Origin of the sequence: Chryseobacterium pennipullorum (genome assembly GCF_003384725.1) — a bacterium.
Taxonomy (GTDB): Bacteria; Bacteroidota; Bacteroidia; order Flavobacteriales; family Weeksellaceae; genus Chryseobacterium; species Chryseobacterium pennipullorum.
Genome location: NZ_QNVV01000015.1, coordinates 32,760 through 54,316, shown reverse-complemented (window position 1 = coordinate 54,316; position 21,557 = coordinate 32,760). Strand labels below are relative to the sequence as shown.

The 21,557-nt window shown below is 38.9% G+C and carries 18 protein-coding genes; 4 read left to right on the top strand and 14 right to left on the bottom strand.

All coding sequences use genetic code 11. The features are described 5' to 3' along the window. Positions 1 to 118: 118 nt before the first annotated feature. Entirely contained in the window at positions 119 to 259 is a 141-nt protein-coding gene (locus tag DRF67_RS21595; protein ID WP_165851810.1) for a hypothetical protein, read from the bottom strand. 201 nt (positions 260 to 460) lie between these two features. On the opposite strand from DRF67_RS21595, the gene DRF67_RS15510 reads away from it, so the two are divergent. Then, complete coding sequence (locus tag DRF67_RS15510; RefSeq protein WP_115929210.1) at positions 461 to 694, top strand: hypothetical protein; 234 nt, start codon at positions 461 to 463, stop codon at positions 692 to 694. Positions 695 to 765: 71 nt separating this feature from the next. Here DRF67_RS15510 and DRF67_RS15505 read toward each other — a convergent pair whose 3' ends face one another. The 11 genes from DRF67_RS15505 to DRF67_RS15450 form a co-directional block, all read right to left on the bottom strand. Continuing rightward, the gene (locus DRF67_RS15505) at positions 766 to 1,542 is read right to left on the bottom strand and encodes a hypothetical protein (protein WP_115929209.1); all 777 of its coding nucleotides are present in this window, start codon (positions 1,540 to 1,542) and stop codon (positions 766 to 768) included. 65 nt (positions 1,543 to 1,607) lie between these two features. Then, positions 1,608 to 2,555 carry a hypothetical protein gene (locus tag DRF67_RS15500; protein ID WP_228435824.1) on the bottom strand — a complete coding sequence of 316 codons (948 nt, stop codon included), beginning with the start codon at positions 2,553 to 2,555 and terminating at the stop codon, positions 1,608 to 1,610. A gap of 3 nt (positions 2,556 to 2,558) precedes the next feature. Continuing rightward, positions 2,559 to 5,420 carry a hypothetical protein gene (locus DRF67_RS15495; RefSeq protein ID WP_115929208.1) on the bottom strand — a complete coding sequence of 954 codons (2,862 nt, stop codon included), beginning with the start codon at positions 5,418 to 5,420 and terminating at the stop codon, positions 2,559 to 2,561. Between the two features lie 5 nt (positions 5,421 to 5,425). After that, the gene (locus DRF67_RS15490; protein WP_115929207.1) at positions 5,426 to 5,893 is read right to left on the bottom strand and encodes a DUF4280 domain-containing protein; all 468 of its coding nucleotides are present in this window, start codon (positions 5,891 to 5,893) and stop codon (positions 5,426 to 5,428) included. Positions 5,894 to 5,926: 33 nt separating this feature from the next. Beyond that, entirely contained in the window at positions 5,927 to 6,901 is a 975-nt protein-coding gene (locus DRF67_RS15485) for a hypothetical protein (protein ID WP_115929206.1), read from the bottom strand. A 122-nt stretch (positions 6,902 to 7,023) separates the two neighbouring features. After that, complete coding sequence (locus DRF67_RS15480) at positions 7,024 to 7,638, bottom strand: hypothetical protein (protein WP_115929205.1); 615 nt, start codon at positions 7,636 to 7,638, stop codon at positions 7,024 to 7,026. Positions 7,639 to 8,016: 378 nt separating this feature from the next. Continuing rightward, positions 8,017 to 9,798: a hypothetical protein gene (locus tag DRF67_RS15470; protein ID WP_115929203.1), complete on the bottom strand. Its 1,782-nt coding sequence runs from the start codon at positions 9,796 to 9,798 to the stop codon at positions 8,017 to 8,019. Positions 9,799 to 9,801: 3 nt separating this feature from the next. Beyond that, on the bottom strand, positions 9,802 to 11,841 hold the full coding sequence (locus DRF67_RS15465) for a type VI secretion system Vgr family protein (RefSeq protein ID WP_115929202.1): 2,040 nt from the start codon (positions 11,839 to 11,841) through the stop codon (positions 9,802 to 9,804). A gap of 561 nt (positions 11,842 to 12,402) precedes the next feature. Beyond that, the gene (locus DRF67_RS15460; protein WP_115929201.1) at positions 12,403 to 13,164 is read right to left on the bottom strand and encodes a hypothetical protein; all 762 of its coding nucleotides are present in this window, start codon (positions 13,162 to 13,164) and stop codon (positions 12,403 to 12,405) included. Beyond that, complete coding sequence (locus DRF67_RS15455) at positions 13,161 to 13,655, bottom strand: MarR family winged helix-turn-helix transcriptional regulator (RefSeq protein ID WP_115929200.1); 495 nt, start codon at positions 13,653 to 13,655, stop codon at positions 13,161 to 13,163. Before DRF67_RS15455 ends, DRF67_RS15460 begins: the two co-directional genes overlap by 4 nt. Positions 13,656 to 13,860: 205 nt before the next feature. Further along, positions 13,861 to 14,709, bottom strand: a complete 849-nt coding sequence (locus tag DRF67_RS15450; RefSeq protein WP_115929249.1) for a helix-turn-helix domain-containing protein — start codon at positions 14,707 to 14,709, stop codon at positions 13,861 to 13,863. Between the two features lie 72 nt (positions 14,710 to 14,781). Here DRF67_RS15450 and DRF67_RS15445 point away from each other — a divergent pair, with 72 nt between their 5' ends. Both DRF67_RS15445 and DRF67_RS15440 read left to right on the top strand, forming a co-directional pair. Then, a complete protein-coding gene (locus DRF67_RS15445; protein ID WP_115929199.1) occupies positions 14,782 to 16,164 on the top strand; it encodes an MFS transporter in 1,383 nt (460 codons plus the stop codon). 85 nt (positions 16,165 to 16,249) lie between these two features. After that, a complete protein-coding gene (locus tag DRF67_RS15440; RefSeq protein ID WP_115929198.1) occupies positions 16,250 to 16,639 on the top strand; it encodes a hypothetical protein in 390 nt (129 codons plus the stop codon). Positions 16,640 to 16,725: 86 nt separating this feature from the next. Here the strand turns inward: DRF67_RS15440 and DRF67_RS21820 are convergent, their stop codons facing one another. Together DRF67_RS21820 and DRF67_RS15435 are read right to left on the bottom strand one after the other, a co-directional pair. Then, positions 16,726 to 16,983, bottom strand: a complete 258-nt coding sequence (locus DRF67_RS21820) for an MFS transporter (protein ID WP_228435823.1) — start codon at positions 16,981 to 16,983, stop codon at positions 16,726 to 16,728. Between the two features lie 5 nt (positions 16,984 to 16,988). Continuing rightward, entirely contained in the window at positions 16,989 to 17,885 is an 897-nt protein-coding gene (locus DRF67_RS15435; RefSeq protein ID WP_228435822.1) for an MFS transporter, read from the bottom strand. A 265-nt stretch (positions 17,886 to 18,150) separates the two neighbouring features. On the opposite strand from DRF67_RS15435, the gene DRF67_RS15430 reads away from it, so the two are divergent. Next, positions 18,151 to 21,486, top strand: coding sequence for a DEAD/DEAH box helicase (locus tag DRF67_RS15430; RefSeq protein WP_115929197.1), 3,336 nt, complete (start codon positions 18,151 to 18,153; stop codon positions 21,484 to 21,486). The last annotated feature ends 71 nt before the right edge of the window (positions 21,487 to 21,557 follow it).

Genomic DNA, 21,557 nt, shown 5'->3' with positions numbered 1-21,557 from the left:
TACGTACAAATACCTATTTGCGAAGAAATCTCTGTAGCAACTCATATTAATTGAAATCGAAAAATAATAGATACTTTCGGCAATAAAGGAACAGTAGTATTTGAATTGGTCTCTGGCGTTAGGTCATAATCATATGTCTTTTTTGCTCCATATCGACTTCCACATAGTATTTATACAGATCTGTCGACTCCATAGGATCCGATAAACTCATCTGATATTCCGGATGATCTACAAACAGACACCGTACCTTGATGTTCAATAATGGCTTATGATTTTCCTTAAGATAAGAAATGGCTTATTTTATCTATTTATGGGCAGCAAATCGTAGAACTACGACAGTTTCTACATAATCCATCCCACAAAATATCTTTGGCCGAAACATTTAAGAATTCAGTAAATCATACCGTATACCGTGTAAAAAATCCCGACCTTTGCCTTTCATTTGAACGCACTGTAATTAATGGAAGAATTTGAAATACCTGTAACGTATAAAGGTAAAGAGCTCGTTTTTAACGGGCGGTTGGCAACATTCACATATGGTTACAAGCTCTATGTGGATATTGATGGCATTGAAGTGGTTTTTGAAAGGGATGACGAGGGTCATTTGAGAGCTCTTGTTCCTGAGTCCTCTTCAAATCCAGCTGTTGATAAAGAACTCATTGAATCTATTATCAGTGTATTCAACCATCTTTAGCCCCGGACTTTATATAACAAAAGAGAGCCTTTGCTCTCTTTTTATATAGCTCTTTATACCAGTATTGTATATTATCTTTTCTTTTTCTTTCTTTTTCCCAAGTGGTCTCTCAGGATATTGATATAGCCAGTAAGAAACAGCAGACATCCTCCCGTAATAACCGTATGGATCCAGAAGCTGCGTGAAAAGTCACTCTGGCCATAAAAATGATACGCAGAACGCCCAAAGAAAAAAGCAGTCCCTAAGATCAGAAGAGGAATCAAAATATAGAAGCTCCCTCCTATCATCAGTCCCTGAGTATTTTGAAACCTTCCAGTTAGCGCATATTCAGCAATTCCTGCTAATATCAGTATTCCAAAGAGAATAAAAACAAGGATTCCTGCTATGATCATAATCTTGACCTCTGTCATAAGCCTTACCTGCCCATTTTCGCTGTCAATGGTTATTCTGACCCTTTCCTTAAGTTTCGGAACCACATCGTTTCCAAATCCGGTATCTGCAACTGCTTTTTTTTCCTGCCCATCTTGGTCCTGATAGGTGACGATGGGATAAAAAAGCGACCCTTTATAGGGCTTAGTCCTTTGAATTTTATAATCTATAACCTGTGCTTCTCTGGTATCAGAAAACAGATGGTCTTCAGCTGTATGCATAAGAAACACCAATGCAGTCACCAGATAAATAACTGTTTGATAAAAGATAAAACCCATTGCCACAATGGCAAGACCTTTAGGAATAATTTTTAAGCGTTTCTCCTTCTTCCACCATTGATAAGAAAGGCAGAGAGTGATCAAAAGTGTAATACCAGTTAAATAAACCGAATGGTATTCTTTAATATTGACTCCAAACATAGATGAGCAGCGATCTTTAAAGTTCTCTTCCTGCACTTTCCCTGTGCAAACAGGGGTGACGCTTATTATTTACGGACAATGATAAAATCGTTGCTATTGGGTGGAAGGTACAACAAGATGCGGTAATCTGCTGCCCCTGATTTCTGTCCTTTTCTGATAAGGGCACCCCATCCTTTTATATCCAATGGAGATTTGTTGTTAAATTCCATGGTGTGATTTTTTCTTTCCAATGTTGCCAGCTTTCCTTCGGCATAGAGCTTTAATTCATAATCCTCAAGAGGAACCATCATCCCCTTGCAGTATTTTGCAACATTAGCTGTATTCTCACTTACAGAAGTCTGGTGCTGTTCATTGTTGCTGTAATAAAATACAGCTGTTTCTTGGGCCCTCTTTTTTGTCATATCACCCCACTTATCTCCATTTCCCTGATCGAGAATATCTCTCACTTTCTCATGAAAGCTTACGACTCTCTTTTCAAGTTCTTTTTTATCCATTTTGGATAGATCCTGACCTTTGCTCCAGCCCTCCAGCTCATAAGGAAGATCTTTGATTTCCACTTCCCATTCCTGCTCAAAATAAGGTACAGGTGCATTGGGAGCTTTAAGTGAAAGCTCGCTGTACGTCTTCGGATTCAGGATATCTCCGGTAGCTCTGTCTCTTGTAAAACTTCCGAAGCTGAACTGGCATGATTTGATATCTTCAGGGCTTACGGTAGTATCTCCACGTCTGAACACCGGGAAAATCTGGATTTTTATTTTATATTTTCCATTCTTCAGCGCGTAGCCGTTCACATCTATGGATGAGTTGAGAGGGGTATTTTCTTCCGATACCTTGATGTCATTGAAATATATGACCACCGGTATGGTAGCTGTTGCTGAAATGGAATAGGTAATCTGTTTTTCTTTTGCGACTTGATGTATCATCTCTTTTTCAATTTTCTCATTATTGTTCTTCTGATCCTTACATCCTGCATTCACCATGATCAGGAGGAAGACAAATATTATTTTTTTCATGTTCTAGTCAAGTTTAAATTCATATGCAAAACCATCATGTAAAAGGAATTTTTTTTCATCCGGTTCGGCGTCATTATCTTCTGTGTTGCTGTTTAAATTGTCACTATCGGTTTTAATGTTTGCTTTTACCGTTGCATACAACCCCTGATATTTACATTCCAGTGAATTGGTCTCGGCATTCTTGGCTACATTCAGAACGGCATAAGCACTTCCTAAAAATTCAGCTTCCACAGAATAAACATTTCCAAATTTAGCTTTTAAGCTTCCGCCGCATTCAATTCCGAATTTGATCTCAACAGACGGGCTTATATCGTTTTCTTTAAATCCGTCTACCGTATGGTATTTGGTAGCTGTAGCTTCTATTTTAAATGCTCCGGAAACAAAAAGATCCAGATAATAATCGATATCAAGCTGGATTTTGTAATCATCTCCACCCCCGAAAAAGTCTACGACCTGATTCCAGAAGTCATCAGCTGATCCTACCGTATCTGCCACAGCTGTCATTCCCTGCACGACCTGGCCTACATATGGAATTTTTGTAGCAACAAACAGGAGGTCAAGACTTCCTTTTATTTCGATCAGAGGATCGGCCTTAAACTTTACTTCATATAATGTTCCTACTTCTCCGCCTTCTTTTTCACTGGCTACATAACTCCATTTCACCGCACCTGCAAAAGCCGGCTGCCCAATCTCAATTTTGAAAGGAATTTTGCTTAATGTCTTATTTTTCTTGGCAAGATACGCATTACGTTTTTTATCTCTCTTCTTAACCTGATCGGGTCTTTTATTTTTGTTTTCAGCGATCGCCTCATCAGCTTCTTTATTGAAACTTAAGAGACTGATGGTATTGATGACCCACATGGCACTGTCAATAATATTCAAAACAGGATGTTCGCCGGACAAGGTCAGCGCTTCCTCTTTTATATCATTGAATCCCCATTCCAGAGCGACTTCAAACTGGTTGTAGCTCAGTCTTCCTTCTTTTACTTCCTGTTTTTCGTTTTTATAATTTTCCTCACGCGCATTGGACTGGGCTTTCCTTATCTTCTTATTGTTTTTCTTATTGAAAAAGCCTCCTTTTCCAAGATATTTCCTTTGAGTATAGGATTTCGTCTGTCCTGTGAAAAACGGATTTTCTGCCGCAAGCTTAAAGCCAACCTCGTAATAGAGAGCAGGAAGCACTTCTACAGTCAGCGGTTTTGAAATTGCACAAGAGCTCAACGCTATAGGATAACTGTACTTTTTTACTCCACTCAGGCTCATCATATCAAGTGCCTGCGCATGGGTGGGCTTGGGATAGAAAACGGAAAAGCTTATATTGTTTTTACCGATATTCAGATTTTTATACGAGGAAGGAGCATTTTTTATCGTGACAGCCTTTTTCTCATGAGTCTCCTCCGGTTTATTCTCAAAAGCACAATGATCGGTCTTTAAATCTGCAATGGTAATGGTGATAGGTTTCTCTTTATCATCAGCTACAATACGGTAATAGATTTCATTTTTATATTTATCTTTTATCCGTTCAAAAATCGTTGCTTTTTTACCGTTATATTCCCCGGTAACCAGGGAATACTGACAGGGATGGAAAAATGCAATGTCCGTTTCCACCTGACTGAGAACAACTACCTTATTGGAGTTTGAATTATCTACTTTTACCTCGTCTTTGGCATTCTTATGAACTTTTAAAATACAGTCCTGAAGAGTTTTCTGTTTTCCCGGAATCTTATCATGATAGACGACCGGATAAATTTCAAGAGACTCCCCTCCCATGGTTTCCCACAGCGGATCGATATATACCACAAACTTAGATTTCTGAACATTGGGCAGTCCTTTTGCTTTTCCATCATATTTATTGTTATCATCCTCTACAAGGTACCCTGTTTTTGCTGAGCCGGGAACCCTTTTTTCCCGGTGTACGGAAACGGCCCTTTCAAAAAGAGCGCCTTGCTTTGCAATATCTTCTTTCCCTCTTTCTTCAGTATTATTGCTCAGATATTCTGTAGCAAAAAGCTTATCATCAGCATTGGTGAGTCCGAGAGTCACGATCCTGATGACCTGATCTTTATCTTTAAGCTGTACCTGGATGTTGTTTCCATACAGAGCACCGGTATAAATATTCAGATATACTGAAGACCCGAATTTCAATGGGTTTGTGATCTTGTTGTTCTGTGCATCCGTCCATTCACCCAGAATGACTTCCGGCTTTTTGCCCTTAGCATTGATAAGAATTCCATGAGGATATCTGCCCTGAGGTTTTGTTCCTTCCCAGAATGGCTCCAGATAAACGGCACCACCTCCTTCCAAAAATTCATCAAATGTAAAGCCTATGGCTGTAGTTCCTATGCCCACGGATTCATTAAAGCTCTCTTCAGTAAGCTCAGGTCGTCGGTCTCCCACCAGCTGATGCACCCAGCGTACTGATTTGTATTTATCCTTAGCAGCCTGCACATCTTCATCATGCTTTTTGTCAATCGTCTCCAGGTTTTTATGATATTCATTGCTTAATTCAGTATACTGTTTCTGACGGGCAGCCATTCCTTCCTCTCTTTTCCGGAGATTGGCATCATAAGTTTCTTTTTTTACCTGGCCGGCTTTAGCCTTTTCATAATTCTGTTTGATGAATTCGTCACTTTTTTTATCTTCTTTCTGTACCTCATCAAACTTTCTTGAATAATCATTGTAGGCTTTTTTCCGATCACTTTTATGCTTCTGATCGAGTTTATCTTTTTCGTCCTTATATTCTTTTATGTAAACATCAAAGCTTTCTGCCTGCTTTAATTCCAGCCAACCTATATCTTTGTGGAATACCTGTCCAGGTTTGGATTCAATGTATATATGCAGGGGAGCACGAGTATTATTTTCCATGGCTGTTATCGATTAATAGGAATATATTTTTTTACCTTACGGTTGGTATTGACAAATGGGATAAGCTCAGCAAGGACTTCCTGATTGGCATTATCAACATTCTTCTGGTTGGCTTCTGCCGTTTGTCCGTGATTGATGATGGTGATACAATCGGGACCTCCAACAGGACAGGTGGCTTTGCTGGTTTCCAGAAGGACCTTACCACTGTTATCCTCCACAATGATTTTTTCGTAAAACCCACTCCATTGCGTTACTACTGCCTGGCATGGAGTATTATTTTTCTTTTTACAGGATCCAAAGGTATTTTTCTCAAAAGTAGTTCCGATATCCACATGAGTGGCTACCAGCTTTTTGCTGCCGTCACTATCATTAATGTATCGTTGGGTCTGTGTATTTACTTTAAGCTTGTCGGGTGTAGTCCCAAAGTTGCATTGGCATGTTGCTCCCTGACAGACGAGATGTACTTCACTCATATCGTATTGTGTTTTTGGTTCTAGTTTAAAATATTACTGTTCATACAACTGAAAATCAATTTTATATTCAGTATTTTTTTCAAAAGTTGAGAGGAATCCGGCAATCGAAAAAAGATGGCCTGTCTCCCTGTCAAATTTGTAAAGAAGATCGATCTGCCCTTTCGGACTGTTTTTATTAAATGGATCTTCTTCTTCAACTCCTTTTATGTTTAATGCTATTTTATTTCCTTTTGTATATTCTCTGCTTACCCAATATTCTGTATCATACCTAACACTCCTTGAGATTCCGGAAAAGAAAACTTCCAAGAAATCTTTCCTGAAAAAATCAGGGTATGTCTGGTACACGGGAAGAAAAAAAAGGGTATAGAAAATATTTCTGTTAAACAGCTCTTTTTTCTGGTTAAGATCTGAATAGGCCACATCCATATCTTCCAATATTTTATCGGTAGTTTCCGACTGATAATATTCTTTGAGCCTGGGAAATGTTTCGGTTTTCCAACGCTCCTTTATTTCTTTATGATTAGTAATCTGGCCAAATGCCCCCTTCTTATCAGCAGAGATCTGTAATGGATACAATACCTGCTCAGCCTTCTCAAATAATTGCTCTATGATTTTATCAATTCCCTGATTATTGACAAAGGTCCTTTCTTTTATAAGTTCAGTAAATGATGTATTTCTCTTTACTTTTATCCTGTAATGGATCTGCAAATCCTTGGGTATAAACCTGATCATGACCCCATATACTTTATCACTGGAAAGCGATGGAAAGGATAATGTTGAGCTTTTAAGTAATTTATCCTCTCTGTTCTGATATTTATCAGCAGGTATATAGACGTATTCTACATACTTGGGTAGTGAAACGGTCAGCAATTCCTGAAGTCCGCAGCACTGGTTATGAAAACTCACCATTTCTTCCGGAGTCATTTCATACGCTCCGGAAAATTCTTCAAGGTTGAGAATTCCTTCTACTTTTACTCTTGTATATTCTTTCGTTACAGAATTTTTCATTTCATCCGCAAAGATAAATCTTTAAACAATTTTCTATTTTAATTAATTTTATACACTACATTTCCCGTACCATAAAATAAAATTTTATTATTTCTGATGTAAAATACTTCTTTGTACGTATTTTAATATTGTTCCAAATCGGAATAGCTTAAATCCTGGATTTTTGGCAATGAATTGATTTTTATTGTTTTTGTTCTTTTATTCAAGAGTTTTTCGGAACCTGTTACTTGCTCAAACTCAATTTTTGTTTTGGCTAATAAATCAATTTTTGTTTCAAAAGTTGTATCCTTTCCGTCCCATCGTACACGGGATATTTTAATCAATTCAAAATTATTCTGCTTGAGTCTAAATTCATAACTGCTTTTTCGGTTCTTAATATCAGTAAGCATTTTTAATTTACCTTCTTCAATAAAAAAATCAGGAATGACATCCCCATTATGTTCTCCTTTTTTATAGCTCGGATACTGGCTTTCAATCAATTTTGTAGAAGAAACCACCAGCTTAAGCTTTTTATCAGGTTGTGACAGAAATATCTGGACTCTCAAAGGTCTGGTATCATCCTTCAGATCCATTTCCACCATAATTTTATCATCGAGTTTATCGTTATTCAAATCTCCCACTTCTTTTTGCACCTGAAACGTAAAATTATCTTTTTGAGCAATTTTCTGCGCATATAAATGGGTTTGTGCTACAAGAAGAAATACAACCAGGTGCAGCAATACTGTTTTTATATTCATTGTATCAATAAAAAAATTTGACCGTTAGAATCCCGGTTACCTATTCAGCTAAAGGATTATCTATTAAAGCACTGGTTATAATATAGATAGAAAACACTAAACACATGATATATAACACTCCTAAAAAAATAATAGTCCGGGTAACGTACAAAGCCCAATTCGTTTTAATTACCTTTACCAAAAGAGTATCTATAAGAACAAATAAGATGGTTGCCGGTATACTTATTATTAAACCAAACTGTTTAATAATTCTGGCAATGAGTTGTACATCAACAGTTTCAATAATACTGCGATAACTGTATAAAAAATAAACAGTTACCACTAAATTCGACAGTAAAAAAACAAGTGCCGTTTTACTAATGATCTGTGTTACGTTTTTCATATTTTCTTTCTATATCCTGGATTTTTCCCTGAGCTGAATGAATCTTTCAATCCATCTTCCACCCTTTTCCAGAGCTGGGTATGGCTTAAACTATGGGATGCCATGGCTAAATAGGAAATAGAGCCCGGCGCGTTCATAATATCCTTGGCAAATGCTTTTTCATCTTTTGGTGTAACCAGGTATGCGTGGTACTTGGAAACAAATTTTGAGTATACTTCCAGATTCTTTCTCAGTTTTGTAACCTCCGTATCTAATTTTCCAAAAATCAAAGGCTCAATGAACATATCAATCGTTAGTACTACCAAAGCTAGCATAGAAGGTTTCACGAACTGACTAAGCAGCCTCATCAGCATATCTTCCAGTTCACGTTTATGGACTGCACCCTGCACTCCCTTTAAAAAAGCATCGAATTCTTTTCTTTTATTTCTGGAGTTATAGGGGTCACTTTCAAAGATAGGGACATCTATAATAGGTAGACCCTTGGTTTGTTTACTTGGCGACCATAGAGTTTCATCAATACTATCAGTGATTCCTTTACTTTCTCCAAATATACCGGCCAATAAACTCAATAAATAGCTGTCTTTAGGACCCGTCTTAATGTCAAACAAAATATTCAACACGCTTAACCCTTGTGACAGGTTTAAATTTTTTGCCCAGGTTGATTTGTCATAGCCTCCACTTATTGAAGAATAGTTTTTATGAACGTCATAAGTCCATTGCTGAAGATTATTTAAAAGGTTGACAAACGTTTCTTTTTCTTTTTGCAGATTTGAATTTTCGATTTTCAGGGAATTAATATATTTAATGAATTCTGCAGTAATTATATTGAATCCTAAAAATGCATTTGACATTTCCCGCCATGCTAAAATTGCTTTGTTCTTGAAATCCTGCCAAATCAAACTTTTCAGGTAGGTCATGATAATGTCTTTCTTTACATCTTTAACGATTGTTATACCAGTAGTAAACCGATCGACCTTAAAAGACTTCAGTAAACCTTCCAGATTGTTGAGACTGAAGTTAGCGATCAACTGTTGGGTAAGATCATACTCATTATGTACATTGATGATTTTACAATCTTTATGCAATTTGCTGTGATTCAGCTGATGTTTCTTCTGAAAAAAAGGAGTAGATAAATACGTAATACTTTTAACTTTCCATGGTTTAGGAAATTCGGCAATCTTACGGGGCTTCAGAATAGTGGATTTTGCGATCATATCTTTACTGGAGATCAGCTCTGTAAACTGATTGATGACATTACCTCCATGCGAATGACCAATTAAGTGTAAATGTACCTCTTGATTTTTCCAGTTGGGATATGTTCGTAATATGATATCAAATAATCTTTCAGAAGCCTTGATTCTTTCGCTCGTATCATTGTCTCCGGACCAACTGAAAAAATCACCCTCGATATGCAGGTCCAGGAACTGATACTTAATTTCCTTAAGCTTGTTCCAAAGATTGTTTAAACTCTGCTCTGTTTCTTTTTTTGTTTCTTCATCAATATATTTCCAGTAACTTGTATTGGCCTGGTGCTTTTTACCTTCAGTATTAATAGGATCTGTAGTTCCGGCCACAAACATAACAATATCAATAATTCTTCCGTCTGTTTTAGGAGGATCTTCAGGCTTATCACCAAAACGTTTTCCGCCCTCCGCTGTTGTCACTAATTTTTGAGATGAAGAATAGGTCATTTTACCAACATACTCCGTATGCTGTCCTCTAACTTTTTCAATAGAATCACCTTCTATGATACTTATCTTTGCAATACCATTTGACATAACCTAGTGCATATTGGTTTTCTCGTTAGACTGTCCGTTAATTTCAGTTTGAGAGTGGATTTTGTGATCCTTATCACTATGGATGACCCGTTCTCCCTTTACTACTTTCTGACTGTCCTGCTCTACCTCACTTTCTTTATTACCTTTAATAAATTCCATCATTTTCCCCACAACATTCGTCATAAAATTTCCTCCGATGGTAACGTTTTTCACGGCCCCGATACTTTGTGTAGAGTTCATGCTTACGCTTTCTGTTTTATTCATTCCGACAATATTGCTCTGGTCAGAGCCTACTGTAGTATTCATATTCTGTCCCACATTCACGCTAAGGTTCTCTCCAACATTGAAGGTCATATTTTTAGGGGCTGTTACCGTGATATTTCCTTTCCCGTCCATCAGGTATGAATTTCCGCTTGGATCTTCAATATAAATACTTCCTTCTTTATCGTTAAAAATTATTTTATTACCGCTTCGGGTCTGGATCGACTTGATGTGGTTATCAATACCTCCTCCCAATCCTACCTGACCATGGAACATTCCTCCCATTGCAAAAGGAAAATCCGGATGGTGGTATTCAAAGCCTACCATCACCTGATCTCCTACTTCAGGTACGGCTACAAAGCCTCTGTTTTGAGTGATCTGATCCGTTCCTCCTGCGTCCGGACTCATCATCCTGATAAATTGAGTGGTATTACTTTTCTGCCAGTCAAACTGCACCTGTATACGTCCTTGGTTTAATGGATCTGTATTCGATATAACGGTAGCCACCTGCGGCTCAGCTTTAGGCAAGGTAAATTCAGGCCGGGGAATAAACCCTGTATCGGCAGCAATCGCTTCAAAATAGCCATCATAATATCCTCGGGCATCCACCTCATGGGTAACTTCCGTAAGCATCAGCTTGGTAAAATACGAAGTATCGCTGGTATCAGCCTTGCGCATTTCCAGATCAACAATACATCCCGGGTATAAAAACGGAACTGTCATGAATCCAGAAGTCACAAAAACCTGAGAGGCGTAACTTCCTGTTGTTCCTTTTTGGGAAACATCCACATCCATAAAGGTGTCCGCTTTGATCGGGGCTATTCGTAAAGAAGGGGTTTTGAATGTACTTTCAGAGATTTCATAGGCTCTTCTTGCAATATCGGAGGTATGGGATACTTTGGAAGTTCCTGTTGTCAGCTTCTCATGCTGGCTGCTGTTGTATCCATAAAAAGTTGGATTCACATGCTGAGCCCTCATCCTGATTTTAACATCACTCAGGTTACTTCCATAGACCAGTTTTACAGGTTTTTCCTGTGGTGGAAGTTTCCCAAAATGAAGGATTTCCCCATCATAAAAAAACTGTTCACCATAAGCTTCAGCCATCCTGGCCAGATAGTTATAATGGGTTTCTTCGTACTGTGAGCTATAGGGAACGTTGCCATAATTAGCATCTACCCTGAAGTCAAATTTTTCATGTCCCAATCCCTCTTTGATTACCTCACTGGCAATACTGTTTAGACTGATGGGCTGACTGCCTCCAAAGCTCTGAATATGAGGAGCGGCATCAAGCAAAACCGTAGGACTGAAACCTGTGAGAACAATGTTTCCAAGATTTCCTTTTTCCTGGCTGAACCCTACTTCTGTGATCACTCCCACGAAGTTCCTTTCGGGGCTGCTCTCAACATCTTTATATCTGAAAATGACTGTAATTCTTTTTCCTAAAAAGCTCTGTGCTTCTTCAAGATTATGATTTTCAGCACTCCCCAGCGTATCATGTGCAAGCGTAAGATCAAATTCATGATGCTTTACAGCACTCTGCTTCAATTTAAAATGCTTAAAAAACTTAATTGGTTTTCCTTCGACAAAAATTTCAAGTTTTACCACTCTGTTGATTCCTGCAACAGCATTTTCAGGAATTCCCTGGGCATTAAAAATTTTGGAAGTAGGTTGTTTAGACCACACCTTATCATCCGTTACGGTAGGTTTGTTGGTCTGCAAAGTTTTATCCATAAACTTTGCGTTCATATCTTGAACTGGATTCTCGTTTGCTTTTTTATTCATGATCTAATTTTTTTACTGATGTGTTTTCACTACAACGTTTTTTTAACCTTCCGGGATCTTTTTGAGATCACTGATTGATATGAAACTCATCTACATTCTATTAGCAGGAAATCAATACTGAAATATTTCTCCTAATACTATTATTCTCAATATCTTAACGAAATTTAATTTCATATTTTCCGGCTTGGTAAGGCTAATATATCACCATAAAAAATGACGGCAAAAAGAAATAAGGTTTTTTTGAAAAATTGTAGTAATTCTACGACTGTTTAAAATAAACGGAAGGTACTTTGATAAACCTTATAAAAGTGATGTCTATAATCAGAAAACGACTAAAAAATCATATGTACATGAAAGAATATTTGAGACATTGCAGTTCCTGGTGTGATTACGGATGAATAGAAGATAATAAAGCAAGGCTATCAGGCAGATGCCGAGAAACCGTCCCCTACTTATGCAGTGGTACTTTAGGGAACCAGACCATGGTTCAGGAGTTTTTACCTAAGGAAAACAATTATTCAAATGGAAAGTACAAAATAGGTTGGTAAACAATCGCGGTTATTATTCAAAAACTACATAATTTACTTTGTCCACTCCCGTATTTCCTGTTTTCTCATGGTAAGCATACAAGATAAGCTCATAATTTCCTGAAGCATTTATGGAGGTATTCCCTTCAAAAAGATTGGTTGACACCAAAGAAAGATCAACATTCCTGAAGAATATTCCGTCCTTTTTCAGAATTCCTTTTACTTCAATTTCGTCAGAGTTCCACACTCCCCCTTTTTCAATGACACAACCACACATCATCACAATATTGGCCTGAAATTGAAACGGCTTGTCTTTGATAGTATTCAAAGCTATATACTGATGCGTCCTGGGCTTCAGGATATCAATAATGTATCCCGGTATTTCAAGAATAATTCCTTCCCCCAAAATATGCTTACCGGGGATCAACCACAATTCAGTGCTTACCACAGCCTGTGCCTGTCTGCTGTTCAGGGGGGAAATCACTTCTATCGTAACAAATGTAGGCTCGCTGATATCCAGTGAAGCGACAAAGCCACCGGTCTGGGTATCGGCTATCGACTTCCCTCTTACTTTTGGAGTTTTCATAATCAGGTCTGTATTTCCTGTACTGCCACTAGTGTTTCCTTCAGCCAGTATCTCCCTGTTCAATTTGTTTCGGACTATAACATGCGCTCCTCCCAGTGAGGATCCTATAAACTTGGCATCTCTCGCCTGGGCCCTGATCATGATCTTTGTTTCTGTTGCAGAAATCATAATACCGGTGAAGAATGTCATGATGAGAATAAGTGCTTTCATAGGTTGGTTGATTTTAAATATTCCTGTTTAAAACGATGATGAAAAGAGTCATTTTTAAGTTCCTGGTCGATATGATCCAGATAACCCAAAATAGCAAGGTCCTCTGAGAGCATTTTCAGTATTGCCTTCTCACAGCTATCCCAAACCCGTTCCAGCTGGGGAAGCATCTCTGTAGATTTAGAGGACAGGGAGATGATCTGCTTCCGTTTATCTGCACGGTCCCTTTTAATCGTGAGATAACCTTTATCCGCCATTTTTTTAACGATGACCACCACAGAAGGATGCGAATATCCCAACGGCTCAGCAATATCTGTGATGGAGATCTCTCCCTGTTTTTGAAGCAGCATAAAAATAAGATACCAGTTAGGTTCAACATCGATTCCGAATTCTTTGTAAAATTTTCTGACATCATGGGACATCCGGTCACTGATCCTTTTCAACCTGCTGTCCAAAGCCTTATATCCCAGATCCTTAATAAAGTCAAAATCCATTTTGATAAATATTTACAGTAAATATATAAAAAAATATAGTCCACTATATAGTTGACTATATTTTTTATATATCAATCAATCTGATCATAAAAATACTACTTGTGATGCTTTATTTTTGAGGGGCCTGCTATTTCAATGACGTGTAACCCCTAGCTATAATTAATATTGATTATTGATGATCGTGATTATGTATTGTCCAAAGGTTCTATTTACAATTTTTTCTGTATGCTCCGGGAGTTACGCCCCTGTACTTTTTAAAAAGTCTGGAAAGATGACTCTCGTCGCTGAACTGAAGATCGTATGCGATCTCACTCAGACGGACACTGCTGTATTTCAGATAGGTTTCTACCAGCTTCAGCCGGTAATCCAATAGGTAATCCTGGTAGGAAGTACCCGTCTGCTGTTTAAAGTATTCCCCGAAATAGTTTCTTGAAATCCCAAAGTGATCGGCAATGGTATGAAGGCTTGTTTTTTCTCTGTCTTTGATATTCTGCTGGATGTACGCAATTATTTTCATGATAGAAAAAGCCTTTTGGTTTTCCTGGAGGTCAGAAGTCTCGCTTTTGATGATATTCCGGGCAATAAGATTAAGCAGAATTGAAATGCAGTTGCGGATAATAAGATAATCCTCTGCCTTATTTCTGAATTCTTCAGCAATCTGGAGAATGAGTGTTTCTGCAAAGCGCTCATCATTTTTATGGCGAAAAACACATCCGGCTCTTGCATGATAATTATGGCTTATATACTGTAACTTATAGAGGTTCTCACAGCTTTCAATACGATCTGCCTCCAGCCTTATCTTTTCAATAAATTCAATAGGACACTGAAGCATAATGAGCATGGCGTCATTACTTTTAAAATGATAAATCTCCTGCTGTGGAATGATGAAAAGTTTACTTTCTGTAAAACGAATATGCCGGTCATCATATCCTAGCATTCCTTCTCCTTTTGCAACATAAACAAATGAGAGAAATGCTCTTGTCCTGATCGTTATTTCTTCGTCTTTTAATGATATTTCTTTTACCTCAATACCTTCCGGATTCAATCCCTGCATCTGCATACCGCTTTTTCCTCCAAAAGTACAATTTTAAAAGAATGTTAACGGGTTACTTTGCATAAAAAAATTATGAACGTATATCCGAAACGTTGGCGGGCGCTTTATTTTCTGATCACCGGCGCCTTCCTCTCTCCTTTGGATTATTTTATTGTCAATATGGCGCTGCCATCTATTAAAAAAGCCTTCTCAGCAAGTGATCATCAACTGCAAATGGTTATTGCTGTATATGGACTCACCTATGCTGCTCTTGTGGTTTGTGGTGGGCGTCTGGGAGATCTATACGGAAGAAAAAAGATATTTACATCTGGGTTGTATATTTTTCTCTTTTCATCTCTTTCCTGTGCTTTTTCGCCTGATATATTCACGCTCATTATTTCACGGATGTTTCAGGGAGTCGGAGCTTCATTACTGGCTCCCCAGGTGCTGGCCTCTATAAAAGTACTGTTCAGCGGTGAAGAACAACCGAAGGCTATCAGTCTTTTCAGTTCTGTATTTGGACTGGCTTCCGTAGCCGGACAACTTCTGGGAGGCGTCCTTTTAAGCCTGGACTGGGGATATGTTTCATGGGAAATTGTTTTTCTGGTAAATGTCCCCATTACTGTTATCTGTATTGCAGGGATTCATTTCAATATGGCCAACAGTCATCAGGAAAAAAAAACAGGGATAGACCTTATGGGTTCGTTGGTATTGATCCTGGCTTTACTTATGTTGATCTGTCCGCTGATCTTTGGGCAAAAATATGAATGGGCATGGCCGGTTTTCGGGATTCTTTTAACGGGAATTATATTGCTGGCTGCATTTCTACAATATGAAACACGCCTTCAGCAAAAAAGCAGACCAACACTCATTGATCCTGCACTACTACGGAATTTTCCATTTGCGCTAAGCCTGCTGATTATTTTCTTTTACAATTTTACCGCAGGATTATTTATCTGCTATCCCTACTATTTACAGCAGTTCCTACATGAGACTTCTATGGAGACAGGGATCGCGATTCTACCGTATGGGTTGGCTTTTTTTCTGGGTCCTTTAGCCTCCTCCCGGATCAAATTCCCAGCAGACCAAATGATCTATGCAGGACTGGGTTTGCTCGTAGCCGGGTTTACCCTCACCGCTTTGGCTTTTTATAATCATGAAAAACCAACGTTTATCACTCATATCACCTTATTTATAGCCGGATTGGGTCATGGGACTATTATGCCGGTGATGATGCGGACTGCCATTTCATTTGTTTCTAAAGAGAAAGCAGGACAGGCTTCCGGCCTGGTAAGTATTGGAATACAGATTGGCAGTGTAAGCGGGGGAGCGATAATCGGTACTTTATTTTTTAATATGATTAAAATACTTGGCTTTCCTGAAGCGTTTGCCCTGGCAATTGCAATGATTGGAGCCTTTCAGATCTTTGGAATATGTGGTGCTTTCCGATTAAGAAAATATATGCAACAACTTTGAAGATCAGACGATTCTCCGAATTCAAAATGAAAAATCCTCTTGGACAATAACAATCAGAAATAAAAAACAGCGTAATTTTAAAACGATGAAGAACACAGAAAAAATCATTCTGGAAATTACAGAATTTCACAGCAATATTGAAAAATGGTTTCAGGGTAAGACAGACAGTCAGGAAGCCCTTTATGAGACCTTAGTTTCCGGATTCTCACCGGAATTCAGTATGATCAATGGAAACGGAGATACCGTGACCCTGCAAATGCTGTCAGATTGGCTTCCTACGGTATTCGGTAAGTTTCCGGAACGAAGAATCCAGCTTGAAAACATTGTGGTGGAAAATTCTGATCATCATGGCCTGGCTACTTATGTTGAAACCCAGGTTACAGGGGCAAACTCAAACAAGCGTCAGTCATCTGCAGTCTTTGTTGTCACTAAAGAAAAAGCACTTTGGCTGCACCTTGTTGAAGTTTGGATGTAATCCTTTTCCTACAGGCATTCCTGTCAGTATGTTGATTAAAAAAGGCTGAAAAAGGCTCTACAGATCGGAGAAATATTCTACAGCAATCAGTTTTTGTTACTGAAGACTTTCATCTGTCGGGCCATGACCGCCAACAAGATCCCAAAACACGCAAACAGGCCGTAAGAATACCTGAGGTCAAAACTTTCAGCAATATATCCTATAAGAGGAGGCCCTATAAGAAATCCTAAAAACGAAATACTGGATACAAATGAAAGTGCAATACTGGGAGCTACCGTACTTACCTTCCCAACAGTGCTGTACACGGAAGGGACGCTCAGAGAACTTCCAAGACCTATGATCATAAAGGCTATGGTGCAGATCCATAATTCGGAAAGAAAACACTCAGGAAAAGACCGCCGCTCATCAGTAGGCCACAACCTTGCAGGACTACTCTTTTCCCGTATTTCTCAATCACTCTGTTACCAACAAATCGCCCTAAAGTCATCATTAAGATAAAACTTGTATACCCCAGTATAACAAGATTTTCCGGCGCCATTACTATAGTCTGGAAATACACCCCGCTCCAGTCGAACATTGCGCCCTCTATCGCCATGCTCAAAAACCCGACACCTCCCAATCCCAGCAATGTAGGATTCACCGATTTAAAAATCGAACGGGTCTGCGGCTCGGCCTTGTGGATGATGTTGGTAAGGTTCCCTGCACTGTACAGCCAGATAATTGCTGCCACAATACAAATACATGCAAAATGATAAAACGTGGCCACCTTTAGATTAATCATCAGCAGCCCGACAAGGGCTCCCACCAGCCCGGCAAAGCACCAGGCCCCATGATAAGAGGATAAAAGTGTTCTTTTAGTAATCGATTCTATTTCAATAGCCTGTGTATTGATCGCTATATTACAGAGATTTCCCGAAATTCCAAAAAAGAAGAGAACCGCAGCCAGCGTCCAGTACGATGGGGACAGGCTGATCAGCAAAAGAAATAAAGGATACAGTAAAAAACATCTCTTAATCACCCAGCTGCTTCCGTAAATGCTGATCAGTTTTCCGGCCAGTACCATTGTAGAAAGCTGACCTATCGGCATTAAAAGTAACAGATTCCCTAATTCTGCTTCACTGATGGAAAGAGCATTTTTTATGATGGGAATTCTGCTTGCCCAGGAAGAAAAGACAAGCCCATGGGCAAAGAAAAGCAGAAAGCATGCAGCTGGCTTTTTTGCGTTAAGAGAATCTCTGTCTTTCATTCCGGCATTGTTGATTAAATTTCCGGTCGCGAAGTTAGGCACACTTATCCAAATATGTATATTCTATCGTTGAAATAATGTAATTAATTTAGGTTTAGAATGCAGTCAATCCTCAAAAAAGCACCTCTTTTGCCCCTGAATGAGGTAATTCTATCCGGATTGCAATACTTAATTTGCTCACGCTGAAAAACAGGATAAGTGGCCAAAATACATGGGTTCCCGTCCTCATTCGTTGTTTTTTTGTAAGTTTGCCCCGATCAATTGTATGGCCGAATACATTCTTGAAAATATCAATATCCGTACACTTTCCGTATACGATCTGTTGAAGCATACAACAGACAGTACTTTTATTGCCATTACAGATTTTCAGGAAATATACCCGGTAACCCTTGAAACAAATACCGGTACCTTTACAAAGAAGTCAGCCTTGCATGATTTTCCTTTAGTTACCATAAGCCGTATAGGCACTTCCTTACTTTGCTCGTGCACATGCGACCATTCTAAAAATCAGCTTTGCCAGCATCAAACGGAAATTATTCACTGCATCATTGAGGAAAAAAATTACCGTATTTTTTTTGATGATGTCCTCCGCAAAAAATCATTCATTTCCAAGGCGAAAGAATATGGCCTGGAAAATGAGCCTGATCTTGATCTCTACTTTCAGCTGGAATATCAGGAAGGCAAACCGCAAATCCTCCCAAAGATCAAAGAAATGCTTCCGATGGATGATCTTACATTCCGTAACAGTCTCCTTCCCAAACATCCTTCCAGACTGGAAGAGCTGACACAGATAGAAACGGGTAAAAAGCAGATACTGGTAGTCGGAAAACACCGGTATTACAATCATCTGATTTTTTCATTGATGGAAGCAGAAATAACGCAGGCCGGAAAAATTAAAAATCCCATAACGGCTATGGATGCCACACAGCTGATATGGAAATCGGAAAAGCCCTCCGATATTAAATTCTACACCGCTGTCAGCTCTTTTCAGAACAACTACAATGAAGAGTATAATGCTTCGGAGCTGCAAGCTTTGAAACAGATTGTACAGAATCCTTTAGGACTTAGCGTATTCTATCATGACCGGGAGATCGCGGAAAGCATCACTGCAAAATCTCTTACGCCTGTTCAACTTAATACTTTAGATGCGGAGGTACAACTTTCTGTATTTAAGAAAGATCCATTTTATGAAATCACAGGTGAATTGCTGTTTCATGACGTTTCTGTTCCTTTTAAAAATGTTATTCTCAGGAATGAATATTTTGTATATAACCGCAACGTATTCAGCTTTGTAGACGATCCTGACTTGCTCCGTATCATCCGGTTTTTTAAAGCTAATCACGAAATTTTGCTGATCCATTCATCAAAATATGAAGGATTTATACACAATACCCTGGCTAGCATAGAAGATCGTATTCATATTAATTACAGATATATACAAAGTGCAACGAAAGCACAACTTGAAGACAAAAATTATTATATTGAAAAGGTAATTTACCTCCGGCAACAGGAAAATTATATCGGAATTACTCCAGTTATGAAATATGGGCAGGTGGAAGTTCCGGTCTACTCCAAAAAACAGCTTTTTGATACGGATCAGAATGGAAATCCGTTTAAAATAGAAAGAGATACGACTGCAGAAGAACGTTTTACCTCTCTGGTGATGCAACAGCATCCTGATTTTGAAGAGCAGATGGATGGATATCAGTATTTTTATCTTCACAGAGATAAGTTCCTGGACAACAACTGGTTTCTTGACGCATTTGAAACCTTAAGAAACGAAGGAGTTATCATACTTGGGTTTAACGAACTGAAAAACAACAAACTTAATGCCCACAGAGCCAAGATTAATATCCAGATCACCAGCGGATTAGATTGGTTCAATGCTCAATTAAAAGTACGCTTTGGACCCAAGGAGGCCGCTTTGCAGCAGCTTCACCGTGCCATCCGCAATAAGAGTAAATTTGTTCAGCTGGATGACGGAACTCTTGGTATTCTTCCTGAAGAATGGATCGATAAAATTGCGGCCTATTTCCGGGCTGGGGAAATTGATGAAGACCTGTTGAAAATTCCGAAAATCAATTTTACTGAAGTTTCGTCTCTTTTTGAAAAGGAACTCATGAATGAAGAAGCGCAGGATGAGGTAAGGTATTATACTTCTCAGTTTTCAGCTGATCAAAAAATTCCGGAAGTCAATATTCCGGCAGGACTGCAGGCTGACCTGAGAGACTATCAGCATGAAGGACTCAACTGGATGAATTTTCTGGATGACTTTAACTTTGGCGGGTGTCTGGCAGATGACATGGGCCTTGGCAAGACCTTGCAGATCATTGCGTTTATTCTGCTGCAACAGGAAAAGCGGGGGCACACTACCAATCTCGTCGTAGTTCCTACCTCACTTCTGTTCAACTGGCAGGACGAAATCTCAAAATTTGCTCCTTCCCTCAAGGTATTGCTACATTATGGGGCTGACAGACTAAAAACAACATCCCACCTTTCTGATTATGATGTTGTTTTAACCAGTTATGGAATGCTGCTCTCCGATATCCGCTTCCTGAAGACCTTTGCTTTTAATTATATCTTTCTTGATGAATCACAAACCATCAAAAATCCTAATTCGGAAAGGTATAAAGCCGCTCGTCTGTTACAGTCGCGGAACAAAATAGTACTCACCGGGACGCCTATTGAAAACAGTACGTTTGACCTCTACAGTCAGCTTTCTTTCGCCTGTCCGGGACTTTTGGGAAGCAAACAATCCTTTAAAGATATTTACGCCGTTCCTGTCGACAAATTTGAATACGGCAAACGTGCATTGGAGCTACAGCAAAAGATAAAACCGTTTATTCTTCGCAGAACCAAAAAGCAGGTGGCCAAGGAGCTTCCGGAAAAAACAGAGACCGTCATCTACTGTGAAATGAATACAGAGCAGCGTAAGATTTATGATGCTTATGAAAAGGAACTTCGTGAATTTATTGCAGCCAGTGACGATGATGAGCTCAATAAAAACAGCATGCATGTGCTGACCGGGCTTACAAGACTGAGACAAATATGTAACTCTCCCGCGTTACTGCAAGAAGGGTATTCAGGAGAAAATGCGGTAAAAATTGAAGTTCTTATGGAGCAGATCCTTGGAAAATCAAAAGATCATAAAATTCTCATCTTCTCTCAGTTTGTTGGCATGCTTGATCTGTTGAAAGCAGAGTTGGAGCATCATGGTATCCCGTTTGAATATCTTACCGGACAGACGAAAAACCGAGGGGAAAAAGTGGCTCATTTCCAGGAAAACAATACCATACGTGTCTTTTTAATCAGCTTGAAAGCTGGCGGTGTTGGCCTCAATCTTACACAGGCAGATTATATTTATCTCGTGGATCCATGGTGGAACCCAGCTGCTGAAAATCAAGCTATTGACAGAAGCTACAGGATAGGACAGACGAAAAACGTCATTGCTGTCCGGATGATTTGCTCCAATACTGTGGAGGAAAAAATCTTAAGCCTCCAAAGAAAGAAAAAACAGCTTGCCCAGAATCTGCTTACTTCAGACCATACAAAGTTTCAGGGATTATCAAAGCAGGATCTTCTCAATATTCTGAAATCTTAATACGTTCAATAACGAAATATATCCAAAACAAAACCGACAGATATAATAGTCTGCCGGTTAAAAAACAAAAA